This is a genomic window from Brevibacillus sp. AF8, from assembly GCF_021270385.1.
Lineage (GTDB): Bacteria > Bacillota > Bacilli > Brevibacillales > Brevibacillaceae > Brevibacillus.
The window spans coordinates 157,636-179,976 of sequence record NZ_JAGQDN010000010.1; the positions used below are offsets into that span (position 1 = coordinate 157,636).

Here is a 22,341-nt window from a genome sequence, read left to right on the forward strand (position 1 = left end):
ATGGCTGATCGCCCCTTATCCGGATTGTTCATCACAGGGACAGATACTGGGGTAGGCAAAACGATTGTGACTGCCGGAATCGCATCCGTGTTGCGTGAGACAGGAGTGGACATCGGGGTTTGGAAGCCGGTCCAGTCAGGAGCACGAGCACAGGATGAGGGCAGTGACGCAATGCGCTTGAGATCGTGGAGTGGAGTGCATGACGCGTGTGAGGAGATAGCTCCGCTCTGTTTTGCGGCACCGCTTACCCCTTATCTGGCTGCGGAAGCAGAGGGGAAAAGCTTGACTATGGAGCAAGTAATTGCTGGAGGACGCTCCCTGATGGAACGTTATCCGGCACTCCTCGTCGAAGGAGCCGGTGGTCTGATTGTGCCATTGACTCCAACCGAAACGATGGCGGATCTTGCTGTTCGACTGAACCTGCCAATGCTCATCGTGGCTCGGGCTGGGCTCGGCACGATTAACCATACGCTGTTGTCCGTTTGGTATGCACGGGAACTCGGGATCGAGGTTGTAGGTGTCATCCTGAATCAAAACAACTCAGCTGGTGTCATTGATGAGAGTGTCAAAACAAACGCGAGCATGATTGAGAGCTATGGGGGAGTTCCTGTATGGGGCGTACTTCCATGGATAGACCAACCGTTAGGGCGTCAGCAGTTGACACAGTTAATCCACGAATGTGTAGACATCGGACAGCTGTACCAGTGGAGCCATAAATAAAATGAAGGGGAGACGAGAAAATGAAGCAAAGCACCTGTCTGGATTGGAAGGAATACGCCCATAAAGCGATTGCCAAAGAAGAGTTTACGCAGGAAGAGGCTATGAAGGTGTTGCAAGCGCCAGATGATGAGCTGCTGCTGGTCATGAACGAAGCTTTTCGCGTCAGAAAGCACTTTTTCGGAAAAAAGGTCAAACTGAACATGATCATCAACGCCAAGAGCGGCCTATGCCCGGAGGATTGCGGTTACTGCTCGCAGTCGATTGTTTCGAATGCTCCCGTATCCAAGTACACGATGCTGGATAAGGAGACATTGCTCGCAGGTGCGCGAGAAGCCATGAATCGAAAAGCAGGTACATACTGTATTGTCGCCTCAGGACGTGGTCCCACGGAAAAAGAGCTGGGGCAGGTCATCGAGGCAGTCAAAGAAATCCGCGAGACAATGCCACTGAAAATTTGCGCGTGCTTAGGGATACTAAGCGACGAACAAGCAACGCGACTAAAAGATTCAGGTGTTCACCGCTACAACCATAATCTCAACACGAGTCGCAACCATTACGAAGCGATTACGACAACGCACACGTACGATCAGCGTGTACAGACAGTCGATACCGTAAAAAGAGCAGGGATGTCGCCCTGCGCAGGCGTGATCATCGGCATGGGGGAGAGCGATGAGGAGATCGTTGAAATGGCATTTGCCCTGCGCAATCTCGACGCAGATTCCATCCCGATCAATTTTTTAAATGCGATTCCAGGAACCCCGTTGGAGGATAAAGGACGCACCCCGGCAATGAAGGCTCTTCGTGTTCTCGCCTTGTTCCGATTTATTTGCCCGGATAAAGAAATTCGTGTTGCGGGTGGTCGCGAAGTGAATCTGCGCACCTTGCAGCCGCTTTCCTTGTATGCAGCCAACTCATTGTTTGTAGGTGATTATTTGACGACACCCGGGCAAGAAATCACGACAGACCATCAGATGATTGAAGACCTCGGGTTTGAAATCGAGCTGTGTGCGTTGTAGGACAAGTAGGTCAGTGATGAAGAAACGCTACACATGGCTGGAAGAAGAATACGATTCATTGTGCAAACAATCGTTGGCAAGAGAATGGAACACTGTAGAGTCAGCCATTGATCGCGCTGGCACGTGGATTCAAGTCGAAGGGAGACCATTATTAAACCTGTCATCGAACAACTATTTGGGCTTGGCTCATGATCGACGAATCGTGGAAGCTGGCAAGATAGCGGCAGAGGAGTGGGGGGCAGGAGGAACTGCCTCTCGCCTCGTCCATGGTAACTACGCGTTATACGACGAGCTGGAACAACAATTGGCGGCGTGGAAAGAGAGAGAAGGGGCGCTTGTTTTTGCAAATGGCTATCAGGCAAATACAGGGGTACTTGCAGCGCTTGCTGGAAGAGGCGACGCTGTTTTTAGTGATCGGTTGAATCACGCCAGCATCGTAGATGGGATCGTGCTCAGTCGGGCGGAGCATTTTCGGTATAGACATAACGACATGGAGCACCTGGAATTTTTGCTGAAAAAGCACCAGGATACAAGACGGAAGTGGATCGTCACGGACAGCATATTCTCCATGGACGGTGATAAAGCCCCTCTTCTTGAATTGGTACAACTGCGAGATCGTTACGATGCCATCCTTATGGTTGACGAAGCCCATGCAGGGGGAGTGCGTGGTGAGGAAGGGCAGGGCTTGTGCCACGAGCTAGGCATCGCCGGACAAGTCGATGTTTTGATGGGAACCTTCAGCAAGGCATTTGGTGTTTATGGCGCATACGTATGCGCAGATGAGATCATCATTCGTTATTTGATGACAAAAGCACGCTCGCTAGTCTATTCCACAGCTCTGCCTCCTGCTGTGATTGGTTCGAATCTGGCGGCGTTGTCTTTGGTACAAACAGACTCTTGGCGAAGAAAAGCAGTGAGGCAGAATGCGCTCATGTTTCGCCAGTTGCTTCGCTCATACGGGTTTACCGTAGACGAAGAAGATACGCCAATTATCCCGCTCACGTTAGGAGAGAATGAGTGGACTTTGCAATTCAGCAAAAGGCTTCGGCAGCGAGGGATTGCAGCAGTGGCGATTCGACCTCCTACTGTGCCAGCAGGAACCGCGCGTATCCGTTTTACGGTGATGGCTGACCATACGCGCGAAGAGCTGGAGTGGGCTTGTGAGCAAGTGAGCGAAATCAGAGACGAACTTCACAAAGGAGGGGCGATATCGTGAGAAAAGTGATGCTGTGGCTAAACGGGTGGGGAATGCCAGATTGCAGCTGGGATGCAGTTCGCTCACAGTTTCCTTCCTATCAGCATATCATTCCTACTTATTCGGACGTCACGAACCCCTCACAATTTTACGAGAGAGTAGAAGAGGAAGTCCGCTCCCAATCGGCTCAGGAGCTGATTGTAGTGGGATGGTCAATGGGAGGAATGCTCGGATTACGCCTCGCTGCCCAGTACCCGGTCTCAGGACTTGTTTTGATCGGCACGACAGCACGCTTTACGAGCGAACAGCATGATCTTCGTAAAGGGTGGCATCCCGTTGTTTTGCAAAGGATGAAAAGGCAGCTTTCTGTTGCACGCGAGCGTGTGATGGACACTTTTGTCAAACAAATGCTAACACCAGGAGAGCGAGAACAAACAGGTCTGCAAGTGGGACTGGACAGCCAGAATTGGAGTACGGCGGCGTTGGTTGCGGGCTTGACCTATTTAGAAGAAGAGGATTGCCGCCCGTTTCTGTCTTCGCTGACTACTCCTGCTCTCGTCATTCATGGAATGGAGGATGCTATCTGTTCGTTCTCAGCGGGAGAAGAGCTGGCGAGTAGCCTTTCGAGTGCCCATTTCGTGCAAATTCCTGACTGTGGTCATGCCCCGCATGTATTTGTTCCAGAGGTTGTAGGAGATTCGCTAAAGAGGATGGTGGAGCAGCTTGCAGAAGAGGGCAATCAGCAGCCGATTTAGTGAGAAGGCTGTCTCATACGAAAAATACGCACTCGTGCAAAAGAAGATGGTCGATCATTTGAGTCAAATGATTATAGAGATAGCGAATGAGAATGATGTGCGAAACATCGTAGAGATTGGCTGTGGGACAGTGGGGTTAACCCGCGTCATTCGCAGCTATTTTTCTGCTGCCCATTACGAGGCGGTAGAGATTGCGTCAGGCATGTTGGAGCAGGCGAAGAACAATCTGGAGCAGCAACGCCTGATTTGCTCCTATTTTCAAGCTGATGCCGAAGAATGGGTTTGGGAACAACAGGCGGAGTCAAAGGATTTGATCGTTTCAGGAGCATGCTTTCAGTGGTTTGCCAAGCCTACGCATACGCTAAAAGGATTGGCAAGAATCCTGAAGCCCGGAGCACCTTTGGTTTTTTCAACATTTGGACCCGATACTTTTTGGGAGCTGCATGATTCGTTTGCGAATGCTCATGCAATTTTGGGGGAGAAGGGAGTGCGCCATGGCTTGGAGTTTCTCTCTGCACGTGATTGGCGTGAGCAATTGAAGCAAGCAGGGTTTACGGATATAGAGATCATTAGGAAATATGAGCGGCTAACGTACCCGGGTGTACGGGATTTTTTGCATGCCGTGAAAGCTGTGGGCGCCAGTGCAAGTATGGAGCAAGGGAGCGGTCTTGGACGCAGAAAACTCCTTGCAGAAATGATTCAATACTATGAGCAGACGTATAAAAGAGAAACAGGCATCCCTGTCACCTACGAAGTTATTTACGTTCGCGCGATTTCATCGGTGTAGTGTGTTATCAATGATCTTTGTTATGGAAATGAGAATGGTTATCAAATAGAATGAATAGAGGAACGATGGGAGGGCTATCAAGGAGTTGAATGTGGGACAATGAACGTAGATGATCATATTTTTTTATGGAATCAGGCAAGTGTACGATTACATGATGTACGGCATATCGTCATGCGAGCCGGAGAACAGCTGCGGTCCTATCAATTGCCGGCTAGTGCCTTTCTATTTTCGGTGAGAGGCAGTGGTCTGATTCGTCTTGACGGGAATGTGCATGCGATCAAGAATTGCTATATTGCCCATGCTGGCAAAGGTACTTACGTGGATATCGAGGAAATAAAGGATGAGCTGGAATACTATCTGATTTTGTACAAAGCTCATTTGCCGTTGCCTTGCCGGCAGGAGCTGCTGCGTTTACTGGAGAAAACACAACCTTTTCACATCCAATACGGCTTTACTCCCATGCATCAGGCAAATGTATTTGTCGCAATATCACGTATGCAGCAAGCATGGAATCAGAACGGCAATCTGGACAAGCTGCGAGCCAAGGCTCTGCTTTATCAACTCGTATGTGAGCTAATGGCACAGATGCAGTCACAAGGAATCGGAGTAACAGTACCGAACTTGGTCGAACAGGCCATCAGGCATATCGAGGAGCACTACGCAGAGACTTTCACACTCGATGATCTATCCGCGCTCTTAAACTGCAGCTCCCGATCCCTGCAACGCACCTTTAAAGCCCAGCTAGCGGTCGGCCCTATCGACTATCTGATCCAAGTGCGCATTCAAAAAGCGCAGGAACTGCTGCGTCAAACGAATTTGGGACTAAAAGAAGTAGCGGAATCAGTAGGTTATGCCGACAGCTATTATTTCAGTCGTATCTTCAAAAAATACACAGGTATATCTCCGTCTTCCTACAAAGAATATTCTCTGACACCGGAACAACGTCGCCAAAGTCCATCACTCTTGTCGCGATATTCCATTGCTGGTCAAAAGCTGTGGAAATATAATGATCACATTGAAAATGAAAATCAAAATCACTCGCATTCAAGAGATGGAGGAGCCGTACCGATGTATAAGAGTACAAAAGCGATGCTGGCGCTGAATCTGATGCTGAGCCTTACCTTGCTGCTGGGAGCTTGCTCGGCTGGCGGCATGAATTCTAGCAATTCGGGGAGTACAGCAACAGGCGCCTCGAAGCAGGTAGCGACGCAATCGAATACCACGCAACCTAGCGCGAATCAAGAAGTGAAGAAAAGCGAGACACGTACTATCAAACACATGAAAGGCGAGCTGACGCTTGATTTTAAACCAGTCAGAATCGCTGTGCTGGATACGCAGTACGCAGATCAAATGCTGGCCTTGGGCGAACTGCCTGCAGGCAGTGTAATTACAACGGGGGACGGTACAAAGTTTCCTGAGTATCTCATGGACAAGCTAAAAGATGTACATGTACTCGGGACAAAGGACGAGCCCAATTCGGAAGCGGTCGTGGCCATGGAGCCTGACTTGATTATTTGCACGGAGTTCCAGGACAAAATCTATGATAACCTGTCCAAAATCGCACCAACCATCATGTTTGGCCGAAACGAAGACTGGCGGGATACACTGCTTACATTCGGGAAAATTCTCGAAAAAGAACAAGAAGCTGAGCAAATCGTAAAAGACTACAAAGAGAAAACGAACAAACTGAAAGCAGAACTCGCAACCAAGCTCAAGGGTGAGTCCGTCGCACTTATTCGTCCGCGTGATAATGCCATTCGACTGCACACAGTTGAACACCGTACGGCTGCTATCTTGTATTCCGATTTGGGACTGACTCCTCCCAAGCCAGCGATGGATAAATCTGATACAGCTACGATGATTTCTCTGGAAGTGCTGCCAGAGGTAAATGCCGATCACATATTTGTCGTAACGGACAAAGCGAACCAAGCATTAACGGACGAATTCAAAAATAGCTCCATTTGGAAAGGGCTAAAAGCAGCCAAGGAAAATAAGGTGTACGAGGTAAACACAACTGTGTGGATTGCCTATTATGGCCCGATTGCCATCAACAATATCGTCGATGAAATTGCAGAGGCGCTTCTATAAATCATACAGACCGTCACTCTCTCCTAAGAGCTGTGACGTTTTTTTATGAATTGGAAAAGAAAGCGATTTCCTGGCAGGAATTATCACAAAAAGATGGAATCTTAAGAAGGTTGCCTATCCTGTTTATTCGAGGGGTGTGTGGAAGATGAGTCAAAGAGAAATCGTCATTGCGAGTGCTGTGCGCACTGCTATAGGTAGCTTTCAAGGAACGCTTGCAGGTGTCAGCGCGACAAAGCTGGGCGGGATTGTACTGGAAGCAGCGCTAGAGCGTGCAGGTGTTTCCAAGGATGCGGTCGATGAAGTGATTATGGGGAACGTATTGTCAGCAGGCTTGGGTCAAAACCCGGCGCGCCAGGCTTCTATTCACGCGGGCCTTGCTCATGAAGTTCCCTCCCTGACAATCAACAAGGTTTGTGGTTCAGGTCTAAAAGCCGTTCATCTGGCTGTGCAGTCAATCCTTGCAGGTGAGGCAGAAGTTGTCTTGGCTGGCGGGATGGAGAATATGAGTCAGGCACCTTATTTAATGGAAGGTGCGCGCTCAGGCTACCGCATGGGAGACCAGAAAGTAGTAGACTCCATGATTCGTGACGGACTGTGGTGTGCTTTCAACGACTACCACATGGGCATTACAGCAGAGAACCTCTGCACCAAATACGAAATCGGACGCGAAGAGCAGGATGAGTTTTCAGCGTGGAGCCAGGAAAAGGCTCAGCAAGCGCTCGCTAGTGGTCGTTTTCAGGAAGAAATCGTGCCGGTTCCAATCCCGCAACGCAAGGGTGATCCGGTGCTGTTTGCCGTAGACGAATTCCCGCGCGTTGGCGTGACGGCCGAAGCGCTAGGCAAATTAAAGCCTGCATTTAAAAAGGATGGAACCGTGACAGCCGGGAATGCATCTGGCATCAACGATGGAGCAGCAGCTCTCTTGATTATGACACGCGAAAAAGCAGAAGAGCTGGGCGTGAAGCCTCTCGCCCGTATTGTAGCCAATGCGAGTGCAGGTGTTGATCCAAGTATCATGGGGTACGGTCCAGTTCCTGCGACCAAACGCGTACTGGAAAAAGCGGGTCTGTCGATTGCTGACATCGACTTGATCGAAGCAAATGAAGCTTTTGCCGTCCAATCGCTGTCTGTAGGCAAAGCACTAGGCTTTGATCGTGAGAAGCTGAATGTCAACGGCGGAGCCATTGCTTTGGGGCATCCAATTGGTGCGAGTGGCGCGAGAATCCTGGTCACACTCGTGCATGAATTGCAAAAACGCGAAGGGGTAAAATATGGGTTAGCGACTCTTTGCATCGGCGGTGGACAAGGGGTCTCTACAATTGTCGAGAAAATTTAAATTTTAAATTGTGAACGCTTTGTGTACAGACTGAGCCGAACGTTGACAAAGGGAATAATTCTTCGTTAATATGAATGAGGGCAAAGGGGCACTTGACACCAGCCCTCTCCTTATGTATGAAAGGAGAATGTTACTCTGTGTCGAAATTGGATAATCCGTGGCGAGCGATCACGTTGGTCACCCTGATCGGTGTCGATATGGCCGTTTGCGTGATTTCGGGAGTCCTTCTGGGAAAATACTTGGATGGTCTTTTCTCTACCAATCCGCTTTTTTTGATGGTTGGGCTGCTCGCGGGATTAGGAATAGGCGTGTATAGCGTCTACCGCATCGTTCGCGGTTACCTCTAGGGAGATGGAACATGCAAACGTTTTCTTCGGCAATGCGATCCACGTTTCGCTATGCCTTTTTCTGTATGGCAATTGCCTCGATACTCTGGGCGGTGTTGCCATCATATCGTTTCTTTTTGCAAAGCCTCCTGCTTGGGATGGTTTGCAGTTTGGTGAATGGCACGGTCCTCTTCAGCAAAACCTGGCGCATAGGTCAGATGGCTGTTGATTCAAATGTCCGGCCAAAAGGGACTGGTATGTTGCAGCGACTGGCTGTGGCAGGCTTTGCAGTCTTTTTGACAATGCGTTTTCCTCATTTGTTTGGAATCGGTGGCGTGTTGATAGGTTTATTCCTCTTTCAGATTCTCAGTTTCCTATTTGTGTATCGCTCCTTTAAATAGATAGTAGATATTTTTTCTTTACACGTACGTAAGCAATAGACTCGCGCGGAAGAAAGGGGTGAAATACATGCATTATTCTCTGCGGTTTGAATGGTTGGGCATGGTATTTGACATCTCCACTATTCTCATGATTTTGGTTACCTCTCTGGTGGTGCTTTTGCTGTGTATCGGGATGACCCGCAACCTGACCTCCGCAACTCCAAGCGGCGCGCAAAACGTGATGGAATGGATTGTGGACTTCGTTACCGGCATTACAAAAAGCTACATCACACCGAAGAAGGCTGCGGGCTTTGTCTCGCTGGCACTCACTTTGTTCCTTTACATTTTCCTTGGAAACCAACTGGGTCTCGTATTTAACGTAAACACGGCTCACCACAACGGTCCTGACCATCAAGTAAGTGAAAAGGTTAAAGACATGTTGACGGCTTCCACGAATGAACAAATGAAGCAACAAAAGATGGCCAAGCTTGAAGAAGAGTTGAACTCTACCGATCCGTCCTCGCATGGCGTTGTCATTGGCTGGTGGAAATCACCAACAGCGACTCCAAGCGTAACTTTCGCTCTGGCGTTCATCGTTCTTCTCTACGCTCACTATCTGGGCATCAAGAAGAGCTTCGGCGGATGGTTGAAACATACATTCCTGAACCCGATTCACATTCTGGAGGAGTTCATCATCAAGCCGTTGACGCTGCCTTTGCGTCTATTCGGTAACATCTTTGCGGGTGAGGTTTTGATCGCCTTCCTGCTGGGTGTAGGGATCTTCGGAAGCATTCCGCTGTTCCTGTGGTTGGGCTACTCAGTGTTCGTTGGTTCCGTACAGGCATTCATTTTCACAACGCTGGCGATGGTTTACCTGTCACAGCAAGTGAATGAAGAACACTAATTTCGCTTACCCGATTTTATTTTCGTTTTTTAAACACTAAGGAGGTTTTTAAACAATGGAAGGTTTGGCTCTTGCAATTGGTATCGTATTTGGTCTGGCTGCTCTTGGCGCAGCGATTGGTAACTCTCTGGTAATCTCTCGTACAATTGAAGGCGTAGCTCGTCAACCAGAAGCACGTGGTAGCCTGATGGGTCTCATGTTCCTGGGTCTTGGTCTGGTAGAGGCAGTTCCGATCATCGCTGTAGCGATCGGTTTCATTCTCTTCGGTCGCCTGTAATCAGCGAGCATTTAGTAACAATAGGCGGGCACTTGATACCCGCCTATATTTTTGACAAAGACAATTAATAACCTTGATGATACATCTTTCTTTTCGCAGGAAGGAGTGAAACGAATGCTCGACTTTGGAGCGGTATCCCTGGAATGGGGAACGCTGTTAACCCAGGCAATTGTGTTCTTGTTGTTGTTGCTGCTTGTTCGTAAATTGGCTATGGGCCCGATCGTAGGGATCATGGAAAAACGTCGTCAGCATATCGAAAGTCAAATCTCCTCAGCTGAGAAGAACCGCACTGAAGCGGAAGCTCTTCTAGCTGAGCAACGTCGCGTGCTGGATGAAGCGCGTGCAGAATCGAAAGCAATCATTGACCGCGCTGCAAAGCAAGCGTCTGATGAAGCAACCAAAATCGTGACAGAAGCACAAGCTGCATCCGAGCGTATGAAAGCGGAAGCAAGTGCTGAACTGGCGCGTGAAGTGGAAAAAGCAAAACTCGAACTGCGTGAGCAGATGACCAGCCTGTCCGTGCTCTTGGCTTCCAAGATCATCGAGAAAGAACTGGACGAAGCAGCTCAAAAGTCTACTGTTGATAAATTTCTCGCACAAGTGGGAGATCGCCTATGAGTAGCGCAGTAGGAAAACGCTATGCTCGTGCGCTCTTTGAAGTAGCGAGTGAACGTAGCAAGATTGATCAGGTAGAAGCAGACCTGGGTGCAATCGTGGAAGCGGTTGAAGGCAATGAAGATCTGAAAAAGATCATGCTGCACCCTCACATCGCAGCAGATGCGAAAGCTACGCTCGCTGACGAATTGTTCAAAAGCCATGTAGGGGAAGAAGCCTTTAATTTTCTGAACGTCCTGATTGAGAACGGACGCGAAGTTGATCTGGTTGATATCTACCGTTCTTTTGTACAATTGGCGAACGAAGCTCGTGGATTTGCAGATGCGATTGTGACAAGTGCAAAGCCGCTTTCTACTGAAGAGCAAAATGAGCTGGCTGAGAAGTTCGGACAAACGCTGAATAAAAAGCTGCGTATGACAGCAGTCGTAGATCCAGCGATTCTCGGTGGCATTATTATCAAAATTGGCGACCGTCTGTACGATGGCAGCTTGAAAACGAAGTTGGAAACCTTTGCGCAAAAAGCGTAAAGTTCGATGGCTTTTAAGAAGTTGGATGAATGGGGTGAATTAAGTGAGTGCAATCAGACCAGAAGAGATTAGCTCCCTCATTAAAGAGCGGATCGCTAACTTTAAATCTGAAATCGAAGTTGTGGATGTAGGCACAGTCATCCAAGTAGGTGACGGTATTGCTCGTGTTCACGGTTTGGAAAAGGCCATGCAAGGGGAGCTTCTCGAGTTCCAAAATGGCGTAATGGGTATGGTACTCAACTTGGAAGAAGATAACGTGGGTGTCGTTATTATGGGACCTTTCCGCGACATTAAGGAAGGCGATACTGTAAAACGTACCGGCCGCGTTATGGAAGTTCCAGTAGGGGAAGCGCTGCTCGGCCGCGTTGTAAACCCACTGGGTCAACCAATCGATGGTCAAGGCCCTATCGCAAATAACGGTTTCCGTCCAATCGAGAGCCCAGCTCCTGGTGTTATGGCACGTAAATCCGTACACGAACCACTCCAAACAGGTATCAAAGCGATTGACGCGATGATCCCAGTTGGTCGTGGACAGCGTGAGTTGATCATTGGTGACCGCCAAACTGGTAAAACAGCAGTGGCGCTCGACACGATCATCAACCAAAAAGGTAAAGACATGATTTGTATCTACGTTGCAATCGGTCAAAAGCAATCTACCGTTGCAAACATCGTAGAAACTCTGCGTAAAGCAGGGGCTCTGGAATACACAATCATCGTTTCTGCTACTGCGTCTGACCCAGCTCCAATGTTGTACCTGGCTCCATATACAGGTGTAACAATGGCTGAGTACTTCATGTACAAAGGCGGACACGTTCTGTGCGTATACGATGACCTGTCCAAACAGGCTGCTGCATACCGCGAAATGTCCCTCTTGCTCCGCCGTCCTCCAGGTCGCGAAGCATATCCTGGTGACGTATTCTACTTGCACTCCCGCTTGCTGGAGCGCGCTGCGAAACTGTCTGATGATCTGGGCGCTGGTTCCATTACGGCTCTGCCATTCATCGAAACCCAAGCGGGTGACATTTCCGCATACATTCCAACGAACGTGATCTCCATCACGGACGGTCAGATCTTCCTGGAGACAGACTTGTTCAACGCAGGTCAACGTCCAGCGGTTAACACCGGTCTTTCCGTATCCCGTGTAGGTGGTTCCGCGCAAATCAAGGCGATGAAAAAGGTAGCAGGTCCACTCAAGCTCGAGTTGGCTCAATACCGTGAGTTGGCTGCGTTTGCTCAGTTCGGTTCCGATCTGGACAAAGCGACCCAAGCTCGTCTGACCCGTGGTGAGCGCTTGATGGAAATCATGAAACAAGGTCAGTTCGATCCAATGCCTGTTGAGAAGCAAGTTGCTTCTATCTATAGCGCTACAAGAGGTTACCTGGATGATATTCCAGTAGCAGAAGTGCGCCGCTTTGAGAAAGAGCTGTTGTCTTTCTTGGATTCCAACAAACCACAACTGTTGGAGCACATCCGCACAACGAAAGACCTTCCAGATGAAAAAGAATTCAACGCAGCGATCGAAGAGTTCAAAAAAGGCTTTTCGGTAACTCGCTAATCGTTAACCTGATAGACATCAGATGCATGCCGGGCGATTTGCCCGTGCATGCGTCCTCAAGGTGGTGAAAACGAGTGGCTAAAGGAATACGTGAGATTCGACGCAGTATCAAAAGTAAAAAAGATATGCGCCAAATCACGAAAGCGATGAAAATGGTGGCGGCTGCGAAGCTTCGCCGTAACCAGGATAAAGCTGAGGCGGCACGCCCGTATGCTGACAAGATCCAGGAAGTGATCGCAAGCATCGCGAGTGGGACCTCTGGTTCCAAGCATCCAATGTTGCAAAATCGTCCGGTGAAAAAGACTGGTTATATTGTCATCACTTCCGACCGTGGACTTGCTGGGGGTTACAATGCCAACATTCTCCGTAAAGTGGTAAATACCATTAACGAGAAGCACAAGTCCAAGGATGAATACGGTATTTTTGTGATTGGCCGCAAAGGTCGTGACTTCTTCAGCAAACGGAACTACCCGCTTTTGGAGGAAGTGACAGGTCTGCCAACCAGCCCAGCCTTTGCTGATATCAAGAAAATTGCCGGTGCAGCAGTCCAAATGTTCGAGAATGAGCAGATTGACGAACTGTACCTGTGCTACAACAAGTTCCAAAGTGCAATTTCGCAAATACCTACCGTAAAACAATTGCTGCCATTGGAAGCTCCCGAGAGCAACAATGCGCGCGCAATCAATTACGAGTATGAGCCGTCCTCGGAAGAAGTATTGGCGGACCTGTTGCCGAAATATGCGGAAACACTGGTTTACAGTGCACTTCTCGAAGCAAAAGCTTCTGAAGAAGGTTCCCGTATGACTGCAATGGGCAACGCGACAGACAATGCTACGGATATGATCAACCGTTTAACGTTGAGCTACAACCGTGCTCGTCAGGCAGCCATTACACAAGAGATTTCCGAGATCGTTGCAGGTGCAAACGCACAGGCTTAGTGGCAGCGAATAGCTCCCAATTTAGCTTTACAGGAGGGAAGAAGTAAGATGGCGAATGGACGTGTGGTTCAGGTAATGGGTCCGGTTGTTGACGTCGAGTTCGACCGCGGACACCTGCCTGCCATTTACAATGCGATCAAGATTCAACATAAAGCACAAAGTGCCGGTGAGCGCGACATCGACTTAACTGTTGAGGTTGCTACTCATTTGGGCGATAACTTGGTTCGTACCGTTGCAATGTCTTCCACTGACGGTTTGGTTCGTGGTATGGAAGCAGTTGATACCGGTGCAGCTATCTCCGTTCCAGTGGGTGCAATCACCCTCGGACGCGTATTTAACGTATTGGGTGAGCCGATCGACCTGCAAGAACTCGGTCAAGTAGATCGTCGTGACCCAATTCACCGTAAAGCTCCTGAGTTCGTAGACCAAGCAACGACTGTTGAGATCCTGGAAACAGGTATCAAAGTTATTGACCTCTTGGCTCCGTACATCAAGGGTGGTAAGATCGGTCTGTTTGGTGGTGCGGGTGTAGGTAAAACCGTTACTATTCAAGAGCTGATCAACAACATCGCGCAAGAGCACGGTGGTATTTCCGTATTCGCTGGTGTAGGTGAGCGTACCCGTGAAGGTAACGACCTGTACCACGAGATGAAAGACGCAGGCGTACTGCCGAAAACCGCGATGGTATTCGGTCAGATGAACGAACCGCCTGGTGCACGTCTTCGTGTAGCGTTGACTGGTCTGACTATGGCGGAATACTTCCGTGATGAAGAAGGCCGCGACGTTCTTCTCTTTGTTGATAACATTTTCCGCTTTACTCAAGCGGGTTCCGAAGTTTCCGCTCTCTTGGGCCGTATGCCATCTGCGGTAGGTTACCAACCAACATTGGCTACCGAAATGGGTCAGCTGCAAGAGCGTATTACTTCCACGAAAAAAGGTTCCGTAACGTCCATTCAAGCGATCTACGTACCAGCGGATGACTACACTGACCCGGCTCCTGCTACTACGTTTGCTCACTTGGACGCTACAACGAACTTGGAGCGTTCCATCGCTGAGTTGGGTATCTTCCCTGCGGTAGACCCACTCGCATCCACTTCCCGTGCTCTGGCTCCTGATATTGTAGGACAAGAACACTATGATGTGGCTCGTAGCGTTCAAAAAATCCTGCAACGTTACAAAGAACTGCAAGATATCATCGCGATTCTCGGTATGGACGAGTTGAGCGACGACGACAAGCAAGTAGTTGGACGCGCACGCCGCATTCAACGTTTCTTGTCCCAGTCCTTCCACGTTGCCGAGCAGTTCACTGGTAACCCAGGCCAATACGTGCCATTGAAGGAAACTGTTCGCAGCTTCAAGGAAATCCTCGAAGGTAAGCATGACCACCTGCCAGAGGGCGCGTTCCTGTACGTAGGTACAATTGAAGAAGCGGTAGAAAAAGCGAAGAAAATGGCGTAAGACACCCTGGAAAGGGGAGACGAGTAAGTGAGTAAGATGACAGTTGAAGTCGTAACTCCTGAACGGGTTGTCTACAGCGGTCAGGCTGAAATGGTGATTGCTCGCGGCTTGCAAGGGGAAATTGGTATTATGCCAAACCACATGCCGTTGGTAACCCCGCTGAAAACAGCGCCAGTTCGGATTAAGACAGAAGGCGATAAAGAAGTGAAGATGGCTGTAAGCGGCGGCTTCATGGAAGTGCGCGGCGATAAAGTGACCATCCTTGCTGAAACGGCTGAATTGCCGGGAGACATCGATGTTGAACGCGCGAAGGCTGCGAAAGAGCGTGCTGAAAAGCGTTTAGCTGAGAAATATGCCGAGCTCGACGTCAAGCGTGCAGAACGCGCGCTGCAACGTGCGATGGCACGTCTCGACGTATCGAAGTAAAGCGTAAGCTTGATATCCCCGCGCCCATGTGGCTGCGGGGATTTTTCGGTTATAGGGTAATGAATGATGAGCCATGGAAATCGGGCATGATATTTCCAGTTGGTAATTGCCTAATGTTTCTGTGTATAATAGACCTAATGCCCTGCCGACGAGCTACGTTATCATGATAAACAGCGGGAAAAAGCGGCATTGGCTATTGGGATTAAAGGAGAGTGTAATTGATGCAAACCGTTCGCGATATCCGCCACAATCAAGATGGCGTAGTGATTCCTAGCAGCTTTGCGGCTAATGGCTGGACAAGCGTGCTATCTCATGAAATGAATGTTCTTTTCCAAGCAATGTGCTATGTGGTAACGAAGCATGAGTCTAAAGAAGAGATGAGAAAAGCTCTGGACGAGTTCGATGCATTGAAAGGCACATTCACTGAGCCTGTTCAAGAAGGCTTTAAGTCTGAAGAGGATTTTAAAGGCTATGTAAACCTGTTGAACAGATTCAAAGCATTCATGAGTCGTTCCGAATATGCATATCCGACATCTCTTGACGAAGCAATTGAACTTTTCGTGAAGTGGGGACTGGTAATCGATAATGAAGATGCCTGGGATGTACCGGTTTATCCATTCCCAGATGCATCTGAATTGTTCAAGCTGAGTGAAGCAGAGTCTCTTGCGTTGGCTCATATTAAACTGGAAGCATTGGTGCATCCGATGTTTAGCCGCCTCGTAATGAAGCTGCACGAGCAAGAAGAAAATACGTTCAGCATGTCCAAAGCAGAAATGAAGCAATTGCTGAACACAAATGACCAGATGCTGGCAGAGGTTCTGATCAAGCTGACTCCATATATGGAAGATGCGATTGAAAATATGCTGGAAATCCCAGAAGACGAGAAGATGAACTTCACGATTGTATGGGAACGTATTTACGAGGACTTCCTTGGACAGCAATTTTCAAACAACGTTCAATAATTAAGAGAATAAGAGAGCCAGACGGGCATATTCGTTTGGTCATCATACTATGCTGGAAAAACTCAGGGGGAAATCTCTGAGTTTTTTCCCTTTATATGGCACAAAAGGAAGGCTTTCGTTAGACACCCTATTGGCAATTTGCTATAATGATAAAGGTATTTTTTTCTAGCAGCGACAGCGTTCATACCTACACCTTTGACGCTGCGAGCAGTACCCTTTTGAGGGAGTCTCGACTTCTTCTGGAGGACAGCGCAAGACGATTCATACCTTTCTCAAGAGCGGAGGGAACGTGGGTGAGTGACATCTATACCAACAATTATGTGATTGTCGCGATCTTTTTGATTCTTGGTGTGTTGTTGCCCGTGGCTACAGTCAGTTTTGTTGGTCCATTACTTCGTCCAAAGAAACCGACACGGGAGAAGCAAACTACTTATGAAAGCGGTAACATTCCTGTTGGTGACAGTTGGGTGCGTTTCAACGTGAAGTATTACATCTTTGCCCTCATGTTTGTCATCTTTGATGTAGAAACACTCTTTCTGTATCCGTGGGCCGTCGCTTACAAAGAACTGGGGCTCTTTGCCTTAGTCGAGATGGTCATCTTTATATCCTTGCTCGTCGTAGGATTGATTTACGCGTGGAGAAAGAAGGTGCTGGAATGGAACTAGACCTGACAAGCATTGCGCCTGAATTGCAAGAGGAATTGAATCGCAACGTCATGTTCACGACATTGGAAACAGTGAAGGGATGGGTTCGCAGCAACTCGTTGTGGCCATTAACTTTTGGCTTGGCCTGTTGCGCAATCGAGATGATGGGAACGGGTGGGGCGCGTTATGACCTCGACCGGTTTGGTGTTATTTTTCGAGCATCCCCAAGACAATCTGATGTCATGATCGTAGCCGGGACCGTCACGAAAAAGATGGCACCACTGCTTCGCAGGCTGTATGATCAAATGCCTGAACCAAAGTGGGTGATTGCCATGGGCTCCTGTGCGACAGCGGGAGGTCCGTACGTGCGCTCGTACAGCGTGGTAAAAGGTGTAGACCAGATTGTGCCTGTCGACGTATATATTCCGGGTTGTCCGCCTAACCCTGCCGCTTTGATCTACGGAATCAATAAGCTCCAAGAAAAAATCCGTTACGAAGCGAAGACTGGGAAGCAGGTGACCAATCTATGAGCGACGAGAAGCGCAAGCCGACGCCGGAGGAAAAGGCAGCGGCAGCGGCTGAAGCCCGTGCCAAGGCCGAAGCTTTGCGAAAATTAAGAGAACAGGAAGCACAAGCTTCCCAAGAGGCGAGCCCAATGGAGGCATCTCAAGAGCCACAAGAGGAAATCTCTGCTCCGGAAGCAAAACCTGTGTCAGAAATGACACCTGAGGAAAAAGCCGTAGCCAAGAAAGCAGCAGCGGCTGAAGCAATTGCCAAGGCAAAAGCGGCGAAGGAACAGGAAGAAGCTGCACCACCCCCAGCAAAACCTGTGTCGGAAATGACACCTGAAGAAAAAGCCGCAGCGAAGAAAGCAGCAGCGGCTGAAGCGATTGCCAAGGCAAAAGCGGCGAAGGAACAGGCAGAAGCTGCTCCACCCCCAGCAAAACCTGTGTCGGAAATGACACCGGAAGAAAAGGCCGCAGCCAAGAAGGCCGCAGCGGCTGAAGCAATTGCCAAAGCAAAAGCAGCAAAGGAACAGGCAGAAGCTGCACCACCCCCAGCAAAACCTGTGTCGGAAATGACATCTGAGGAAAAAGCCGCAGCCAAGAAAGCAGCCGCCGCAGAAGCACTAGCCAAGGCAAAAGCAGCGAAGGAAGCAAAAGAAGCTGCGGAAAACGGAGCCGATACGGCAGAATCAGCTCCAGATGCGGATGCCAAGGCGAAGGCCGCCGCAGCCGCCGCAGCTGCTGCTAAGGCAAAAGCCGCTCGTGAAGCAGGCGGCGATGAATCCGGTGATGACGATGCCAAGGCGAAGGCCGCTGCTGCCGCAAAAGCCAAAGCAGCCGCCGCAGCAGCAGCGAAGGCAAAAGCAACGCAAGCAACTGGGGATGAGACCCCGGCAGAGGAAGCGCTGAAAGTGCCTTCCAAAAACCAGCCCTATCTTGATAAATACGTTTCACGAATTTCCGAAGCGTTTGGACAGGAAGTTATCGAGGCTTCGTATATTAACGAGCTAGGTAAGGAAGTTCCAACTCTCACCATTCAAAATGAACGTTGGCATCAAGTTGCCCAATTTTTAAGAGATGATGAGCAATTGAGTTTTGAGTACCTGTCCGATCTTCACGGTGTCGATTACGAGGATCGCCTGGAGGTATACTACCACTTTTATTCCTACAAAAATCGTCAAAGCTTGGCAGTAAAGGTCAAAACGAGCAGAGAAGAGTCAAAAGTTGCTTCTGTAATGGACCTCTGGCATGGCGCAAATTGGAATGAAAGAGAGACTTTTGACCTTTTGGGTATTCATTTCCCGGGACATAAGGATTTGCGTCGAATCCTGTTGCCGGATGATTGGGTAGGGTATCCGCTGCGCAAAGATTATGTGCAATACGACGAGGAGGTTTAGCAGATGAACCATAACATCCTCACGACTCATGTTGATACCTCTTCTGAAACAGGACTTCGTACGGAAGAGATGTTATTAAACGTAGGTCCACAGCATCCGAGTACACATGGAGTATTTCGTTTGGTAGTAAAAATCGATGGGGAAACCATTAAAGAAGCGATTCCAGTGATGGGCTACCTGCATCGAGGTACAGAGAAACTGGCAGAAAACTTGACCTATACGCAAATTATCCCTTATACAGACCGTATGGACTACGTGTCCGCCATGACCAACAACTACGTTCTCTGTCACGCAGTAGAAACGATGATGGGGTTGGAGATTCCAGAACGAGCTCAGTTTTTGCGATTGATCGCAATGGAGTTGAACCGGGTGGCGAGCCATTTGGTTTGGTGGGGAACGTTTCTTTTGGATATTGGTGCGATGGGGCCCTTCCTATATGCATTCCGTGATCGGGAGACGATCCTCGATTTGTTTAATGAACTGTGCGGGGCGCGGATGACCTTTAACTACATGCGCGTAGGTGGAGTGAAATGGGATGCACCTCCAGGCTGGATCGACAAAGCCAAAGAATTTGTCCAGTACATGAAGAAAGAATTGAATAACTACCACCAGCTGGTGACAGGGAATGAGATTTTTATCAACCGTCTTATAGGGATTGGCAAGTTCGATACAAAAACGGCATTGGATTACTCGCTATCTGGTGTCATGCTCCGCTCGACTGGTGTCAAGTGGGACCTGCGCAAAGACGAACCGTATTGTATTTACGATCGTTTTGAATTTGACGTGCCAACAGCGACTGAGGGAGATTGCATGGCGCGCTATCATCTGCGCATGGCAGAAATTGAACAATCTCTGCGAATTCTCGAGCAGGCATTGGAGCAATTTCCGAGTGAAGGCGAAGTCATGGGCAAAGTGCCACGTGTGATTCGCCCGCCTGCTGGGGAGACATATGTGCGCATCGAGTCACCGCGGGGAGAAATTGGCTGCTACATTGCCAGTCAAGGCAAGGATAAACCGTGGAGATTGAAGTTCAGACGGCCTTCGTTTACCAATCTGCAAATTCTGCCTAAGCTGTTGCAGGGGGAAAACCTCTCGAACATGGTTGCCATCTTGGGCAGTATCGACATCGTGCTCGGGGAGGTTGACTGTTGATGAATACTCTCTTGCAGCAAGCACCCTCATGGGGTACCACACTTTGGTTTATCCTAGCGGCAGTATTACTGCTTGCCGTCGTGTTGGGATTCGTTACGTACGCTATTTACTTCGAGCGTAAAGTGATTGGGTGGATGCAGCTGCGCATCGGGCCGAATCGAGTAGGACCATTGGGACTTCTTCAGACGGTTGCGGATGTTGCCAAACTGCTATTAAAGGAAGATATTCGTCCGCAACATGCTGACAAAGCGTTGTTCACTCTAGCACCAATATTGGCCTATGCCCCTGCTTTTGCGGTATTGGCGGTCATGCCTTTTACGGAGAGCATTCGGTTCGCTGATCTGGGAATAGGGCTGTTGTATTATATTGCCTTGTCTGGGATCACCGTATTAGGCGTAATCACGGCTGGCTGGGCCTCGAATAACAAGTACTCGCTGATCGGGGGTCTCCGCTCCGCTGCGCAGATGATCAGCTATGAAGTACCGCTGGTCATGTCCGTGGTGGGTATCGTTCTATTAACGGGCAGCATGAATCTCGAGGATATTGTCGAGGCGCAGCAGGATGTCTGGAATATTGTTCCGCAGTTTATCGGATTTGTTGTATTTATCATTGCTGCCCAGGCTGAGCTGAATCGTACGCCATTTGACTTGCCGGAAGCAGAGTCGGAGCTCGTTGGCGGTTACCACGTCGAGTATTCGGGTTTCCGTTTTGCGATGTTCATGCTGGCGGAGTATGTGTACATGTTCGGGATGGGTGCCTTGATCACGATTCTCTTTTTTGGTGGTTGGTTGCCGATTCATCCATCATTGGACTTCATTCCGGGAATCGTTTGGTTTATCCTTAAATTTTCTGTTTACGTCTTCCTCCAGTTTTGGATTCGCGCCACGATGCCGCGCTTACGTGTCGATCAACTGATGTCGTTTGCTTGGAAAGTGCTGTTGCCCGTGGCATTGTTCAACATCCTGCTCACAGCCGTAGTGGTTTCTTACCAAAATGGCATGTTCTAGTAGCGACTTGATCGAAAACGACTACGTCCCACTGTTTTCATAGCGCAGGCTTCGCCATAGGCTTGCTTCGTCAAAAGCTTGCTTTCGTCAAAAACGTGGTGCAGCCAAGTTCTCAAATTCTGAGGGGTGACACACATGCTAGGACTGGCCAAAGGCCTGGGGTATACATTTAAAAAGCTCACGGAGAAAAAAGTAACCCACTTCTATCCGGATGTGCCCTTTCCAATGCCGCCTCGCTTTCGCGGTATTCAGCACTTTTCTCCTGAAAAATGCATCGTCTGCAACCAATGCGCACGCATTTGTCCGACGGAGTGTATTCAACTGACAGGGAAGCCCCATCCTGATCCGGAGAAAAAGGGAAAGATTATCGATACGTACGATATCAATTTTGAGTTATGCATTTTATGCGATCTGTGTACAGAGGTTTGTCCTACGGAAGCAATTGTGATGACAAACAACTTCGAACTGGCTGCCTATAGCCGGGACGAATTGTACAAAAACTTGAAATGGCTCGACGACAACAATACGAACGTCAGGGAGGAGAATTAGTATGACAGGTGAATTCGTTGCCTTTTTTATCCTGTCCCTTCTGACGATCGGTGGCGCGGTGTTTATGATCAGCTTTACGCGCGTCGTCCACATGGTCATCTCATTGGGCGTTACGTTTATCAGCATTGCAGGTCTGTTTGTTTTGTTGGGAGCGGATTTCGTCGGGGTCGCACAAATTCTGGTTTATTCAGGGGCTATCTCCATTTTGATGCTCTTTGGAATCATGCTGACCAAGCACGATGCGAACGATGAGGGAACAGGCCGGACATGGAAAAACCGTTTTATCCTGCTCTTCGTAATCGTTCTGTTCGGATTATTGTTCTGGGGTGTGCAAAATACACCATGGCCTGCGCCACCGCCACCTGCAGATGCTCCTGTAGACAATGCCAAAGAAATCGGTATCGAAGTATTCACCAAATTCGTCATACCATTTGAGCTGTTGTCTGTTCTGTTGCTGGTCGCATTGGTCGGTGCGATCATCATGGCGAAAAAGGAGGGGGATAACGAATGACAGTAAGTATTTCCTCCTACTTAATGGTCGCTCTGATTCTCTTTTGTGTAGGCCTGTATGGCGCATTGACGAAACGAAATGCAGTCGTCGTCTTGTTATCAATCGAGCTGATGCTGAATGCTGTAAATATTAACCTGGTCGCCTTTTCCAAGTTCGGTCTGTATCCATCCGTGACGGGACAAATCTTTACCTTGTTCACGATGACGGTTGCAGCTGCCGAGGTTGCCGTAGGGTTAGCGATTCTGATTGCGCTGTACCGCAACAAGGAGACTGTGAATGTAGATGAAATGGACCAAATGAAACGATAAGA

The 22,341-nt window shown here is 49.0% G+C and carries 26 protein-coding genes; all 26 read left to right on the forward strand.

Features of this window, described 5'->3' with window-relative positions; genetic code table 11:
- The gene (gene bioD, locus KB186_RS15260; protein ID WP_232773919.1) at positions 1-720 is read left to right on the forward strand and encodes a dethiobiotin synthase; all 720 of its coding nucleotides are present in this window, start codon (positions 1-3) and stop codon (positions 718-720) included.
- Positions 721-740: 20 nt separating this feature from the next.
- On the forward strand, positions 741-1,736 hold the full coding sequence (bioB, locus tag KB186_RS15265) for a biotin synthase BioB (RefSeq protein WP_047069820.1): 996 nt from the start codon (positions 741-743) through the stop codon (positions 1,734-1,736).
- Positions 1,737-1,752: 16 nt separating this feature from the next.
- Positions 1,753-2,952, forward strand: coding sequence for an 8-amino-7-oxononanoate synthase (bioF, locus tag KB186_RS15270; protein WP_173610501.1), 1,200 nt, complete (start codon positions 1,753-1,755; stop codon positions 2,950-2,952).
- Positions 2,949-3,686: an alpha/beta fold hydrolase gene (locus KB186_RS15275; RefSeq protein ID WP_232773920.1), complete on the forward strand. Its 738-nt coding sequence runs from the start codon at positions 2,949-2,951 to the stop codon at positions 3,684-3,686. The genes bioF and KB186_RS15275 overlap by 4 nt, the downstream gene beginning before the upstream one ends.
- Positions 3,655-4,473 (forward strand): malonyl-ACP O-methyltransferase BioC, encoded by an 819-nt coding sequence (gene bioC, locus KB186_RS15280; protein WP_232773921.1) that lies wholly within the window; start codon positions 3,655-3,657, stop codon positions 4,471-4,473. Before KB186_RS15275 ends, bioC begins: the two co-directional genes overlap by 32 nt.
- Before the next feature lie 99 nt (positions 4,474-4,572).
- Positions 4,573-6,561, forward strand: a complete 1,989-nt coding sequence (locus tag KB186_RS15285) for an AraC family transcriptional regulator (protein ID WP_232773922.1) — start codon at positions 4,573-4,575, stop codon at positions 6,559-6,561.
- Positions 6,562-6,706: 145 nt separating this feature from the next.
- Positions 6,707-7,897 (forward strand): acetyl-CoA C-acetyltransferase, encoded by a 1,191-nt coding sequence (locus KB186_RS15290; RefSeq protein WP_173610466.1) that lies wholly within the window; start codon positions 6,707-6,709, stop codon positions 7,895-7,897.
- A gap of 137 nt (positions 7,898-8,034) precedes the next feature.
- Complete coding sequence (locus KB186_RS15295) at positions 8,035-8,244, forward strand: AtpZ/AtpI family protein (protein ID WP_026134010.1); 210 nt, start codon at positions 8,035-8,037, stop codon at positions 8,242-8,244.
- Positions 8,245-8,255: 11 nt separating this feature from the next.
- A complete protein-coding gene (locus KB186_RS15300; protein WP_173610468.1) occupies positions 8,256-8,624 on the forward strand; it encodes an ATP synthase subunit I in 369 nt (122 codons plus the stop codon).
- Between the two features lie 67 nt (positions 8,625-8,691).
- Entirely contained in the window at positions 8,692-9,507 is an 816-nt protein-coding gene (atpB, locus tag KB186_RS15305) for a F0F1 ATP synthase subunit A (protein ID WP_106779513.1), read from the forward strand.
- A 55-nt stretch (positions 9,508-9,562) separates the two neighbouring features.
- The gene (gene atpE / locus KB186_RS15310) at positions 9,563-9,784 is read left to right on the forward strand and encodes a F0F1 ATP synthase subunit C (protein ID WP_015893623.1); all 222 of its coding nucleotides are present in this window, start codon (positions 9,563-9,565) and stop codon (positions 9,782-9,784) included.
- Between the two features lie 114 nt (positions 9,785-9,898).
- Entirely contained in the window at positions 9,899-10,402 is a 504-nt protein-coding gene (atpF, locus tag KB186_RS15315; protein WP_015893622.1) for a F0F1 ATP synthase subunit B, read from the forward strand.
- Positions 10,399-10,926 carry a F0F1 ATP synthase subunit delta gene (locus KB186_RS15320; RefSeq protein ID WP_173610469.1) on the forward strand — a complete coding sequence of 176 codons (528 nt, stop codon included), beginning with the start codon at positions 10,399-10,401 and terminating at the stop codon, positions 10,924-10,926. The genes atpF and KB186_RS15320 overlap by 4 nt, the downstream gene beginning before the upstream one ends.
- A 43-nt stretch (positions 10,927-10,969) precedes the next feature.
- Positions 10,970-12,481, forward strand: a complete 1,512-nt coding sequence (gene atpA, locus KB186_RS15325) for a F0F1 ATP synthase subunit alpha (protein ID WP_106654764.1) — start codon at positions 10,970-10,972, stop codon at positions 12,479-12,481.
- Between the two features lie 74 nt (positions 12,482-12,555).
- Entirely contained in the window at positions 12,556-13,419 is an 864-nt protein-coding gene (gene atpG / locus KB186_RS15330; protein WP_173610471.1) for an ATP synthase F1 subunit gamma, read from the forward strand.
- Between the two features lie 48 nt (positions 13,420-13,467).
- Entirely contained in the window at positions 13,468-14,877 is a 1,410-nt protein-coding gene (atpD, locus tag KB186_RS15335; protein ID WP_015893618.1) for a F0F1 ATP synthase subunit beta, read from the forward strand.
- A gap of 27 nt (positions 14,878-14,904) precedes the next feature.
- Positions 14,905-15,303: a F0F1 ATP synthase subunit epsilon gene (locus KB186_RS15340; RefSeq protein WP_137031981.1), complete on the forward strand. Its 399-nt coding sequence runs from the start codon at positions 14,905-14,907 to the stop codon at positions 15,301-15,303.
- Positions 15,304-15,524: 221 nt separating this feature from the next.
- Positions 15,525-16,265, forward strand: coding sequence for a DUF6042 family protein (locus KB186_RS15345; RefSeq protein ID WP_173610472.1), 741 nt, complete (start codon positions 15,525-15,527; stop codon positions 16,263-16,265).
- Positions 16,266-16,558: 293 nt separating this feature from the next.
- Positions 16,559-16,930, forward strand: coding sequence for an NADH-quinone oxidoreductase subunit A (locus tag KB186_RS15350; protein WP_015893615.1), 372 nt, complete (start codon positions 16,559-16,561; stop codon positions 16,928-16,930).
- Positions 16,921-17,439 carry a NuoB/complex I 20 kDa subunit family protein gene (locus tag KB186_RS15355; protein ID WP_007725455.1) on the forward strand — a complete coding sequence of 173 codons (519 nt, stop codon included), beginning with the start codon at positions 16,921-16,923 and terminating at the stop codon, positions 17,437-17,439. Before KB186_RS15350 ends, KB186_RS15355 begins: the two co-directional genes overlap by 10 nt.
- Positions 17,436-18,812 (forward strand): NADH-quinone oxidoreductase subunit C, encoded by a 1,377-nt coding sequence (locus KB186_RS15360; RefSeq protein WP_232773923.1) that lies wholly within the window; start codon positions 17,436-17,438, stop codon positions 18,810-18,812. Before KB186_RS15355 ends, KB186_RS15360 begins: the two co-directional genes overlap by 4 nt.
- Before the next feature lie 3 nt (positions 18,813-18,815).
- Positions 18,816-19,964 carry an NADH-quinone oxidoreductase subunit D gene (locus tag KB186_RS15365; RefSeq protein ID WP_017252346.1) on the forward strand — a complete coding sequence of 383 codons (1,149 nt, stop codon included), beginning with the start codon at positions 18,816-18,818 and terminating at the stop codon, positions 19,962-19,964.
- On the forward strand, positions 19,961-20,971 hold the full coding sequence (gene nuoH / locus KB186_RS15370; protein WP_232773924.1) for an NADH-quinone oxidoreductase subunit NuoH: 1,011 nt from the start codon (positions 19,961-19,963) through the stop codon (positions 20,969-20,971). The genes KB186_RS15365 and nuoH overlap by 4 nt, the downstream gene beginning before the upstream one ends.
- A 135-nt stretch (positions 20,972-21,106) precedes the next feature.
- Positions 21,107-21,520 (forward strand): NADH-quinone oxidoreductase subunit NuoI, encoded by a 414-nt coding sequence (gene nuoI, locus KB186_RS15375; RefSeq protein WP_007722093.1) that lies wholly within the window; start codon positions 21,107-21,109, stop codon positions 21,518-21,520.
- 1 nt (position 21,521) lies between these two features.
- Positions 21,522-22,031: an NADH-quinone oxidoreductase subunit J gene (locus KB186_RS15380; protein ID WP_173610476.1), complete on the forward strand. Its 510-nt coding sequence runs from the start codon at positions 21,522-21,524 to the stop codon at positions 22,029-22,031.
- Positions 22,028-22,339, forward strand: a complete 312-nt coding sequence (gene nuoK, locus KB186_RS15385; RefSeq protein ID WP_007722089.1) for an NADH-quinone oxidoreductase subunit NuoK — start codon at positions 22,028-22,030, stop codon at positions 22,337-22,339. The genes KB186_RS15380 and nuoK overlap by 4 nt, the downstream gene beginning before the upstream one ends.
- Positions 22,340-22,341 lie beyond the last annotated feature (2 nt).

Bases quoted from the DNA above. Each gene is read 5' to 3' on its own strand.
- KB186_RS15380 (WP_173610476.1), top strand. From the start codon at position 21,522: ATGACAGGTGAATTCGTTGCCTTTTTTATCCTGTCCCTTCTGACGATC.
- atpE (WP_015893623.1), top strand. From the start codon at position 9,563: ATGGAAGGTTTGGCTCTTGCAATTGGTATCGTATTTGGTCTGGCTGCT.
- bioF (WP_173610501.1), top strand. From the start codon at position 1,753: ATGAAGAAACGCTACACATGGCTGGAAGAAGAATACGATTCATTGTGC.
- KB186_RS15320 (WP_173610469.1), top strand. From the start codon at position 10,399: ATGAGTAGCGCAGTAGGAAAACGCTATGCTCGTGCGCTCTTTGAAGTA.
- KB186_RS15285 (WP_232773922.1), top strand. From the start codon at position 4,573: ATGAACGTAGATGATCATATTTTTTTATGGAATCAGGCAAGTGTACGA.
- KB186_RS15300 (WP_173610468.1), top strand. From the start codon at position 8,256: ATGCAAACGTTTTCTTCGGCAATGCGATCCACGTTTCGCTATGCCTTT.
- bioB (WP_047069820.1), top strand. From the start codon at position 741: ATGAAGCAAAGCACCTGTCTGGATTGGAAGGAATACGCCCATAAAGCG.
- KB186_RS15355 (WP_007725455.1), top strand. From the start codon at position 16,921: ATGGAACTAGACCTGACAAGCATTGCGCCTGAATTGCAAGAGGAATTG.
- KB186_RS15345 (WP_173610472.1), top strand. From the start codon at position 15,525: ATGCAAACCGTTCGCGATATCCGCCACAATCAAGATGGCGTAGTGATT.
- atpF (WP_015893622.1), top strand. From the start codon at position 9,899: ATGCTCGACTTTGGAGCGGTATCCCTGGAATGGGGAACGCTGTTAACC.
- atpB (WP_106779513.1), top strand. From the start codon at position 8,692: ATGCATTATTCTCTGCGGTTTGAATGGTTGGGCATGGTATTTGACATC.
- KB186_RS15360 (WP_232773923.1), top strand. From the start codon at position 17,436: ATGAGCGACGAGAAGCGCAAGCCGACGCCGGAGGAAAAGGCAGCGGCA.
- atpD (WP_015893618.1), top strand. From the start codon at position 13,468: ATGGCGAATGGACGTGTGGTTCAGGTAATGGGTCCGGTTGTTGACGTC.
- nuoK (WP_007722089.1), top strand. From the start codon at position 22,028: ATGACAGTAAGTATTTCCTCCTACTTAATGGTCGCTCTGATTCTCTTT.
- bioD (WP_232773919.1), top strand. From the start codon at position 1: ATGGCTGATCGCCCCTTATCCGGATTGTTCATCACAGGGACAGATACT.
- KB186_RS15365 (WP_017252346.1), top strand. From the start codon at position 18,816: ATGAACCATAACATCCTCACGACTCATGTTGATACCTCTTCTGAAACA.
- nuoI (WP_007722093.1), top strand. From the start codon at position 21,107: ATGCTAGGACTGGCCAAAGGCCTGGGGTATACATTTAAAAAGCTCACG.
- KB186_RS15290 (WP_173610466.1), top strand. From the start codon at position 6,707: ATGAGTCAAAGAGAAATCGTCATTGCGAGTGCTGTGCGCACTGCTATA.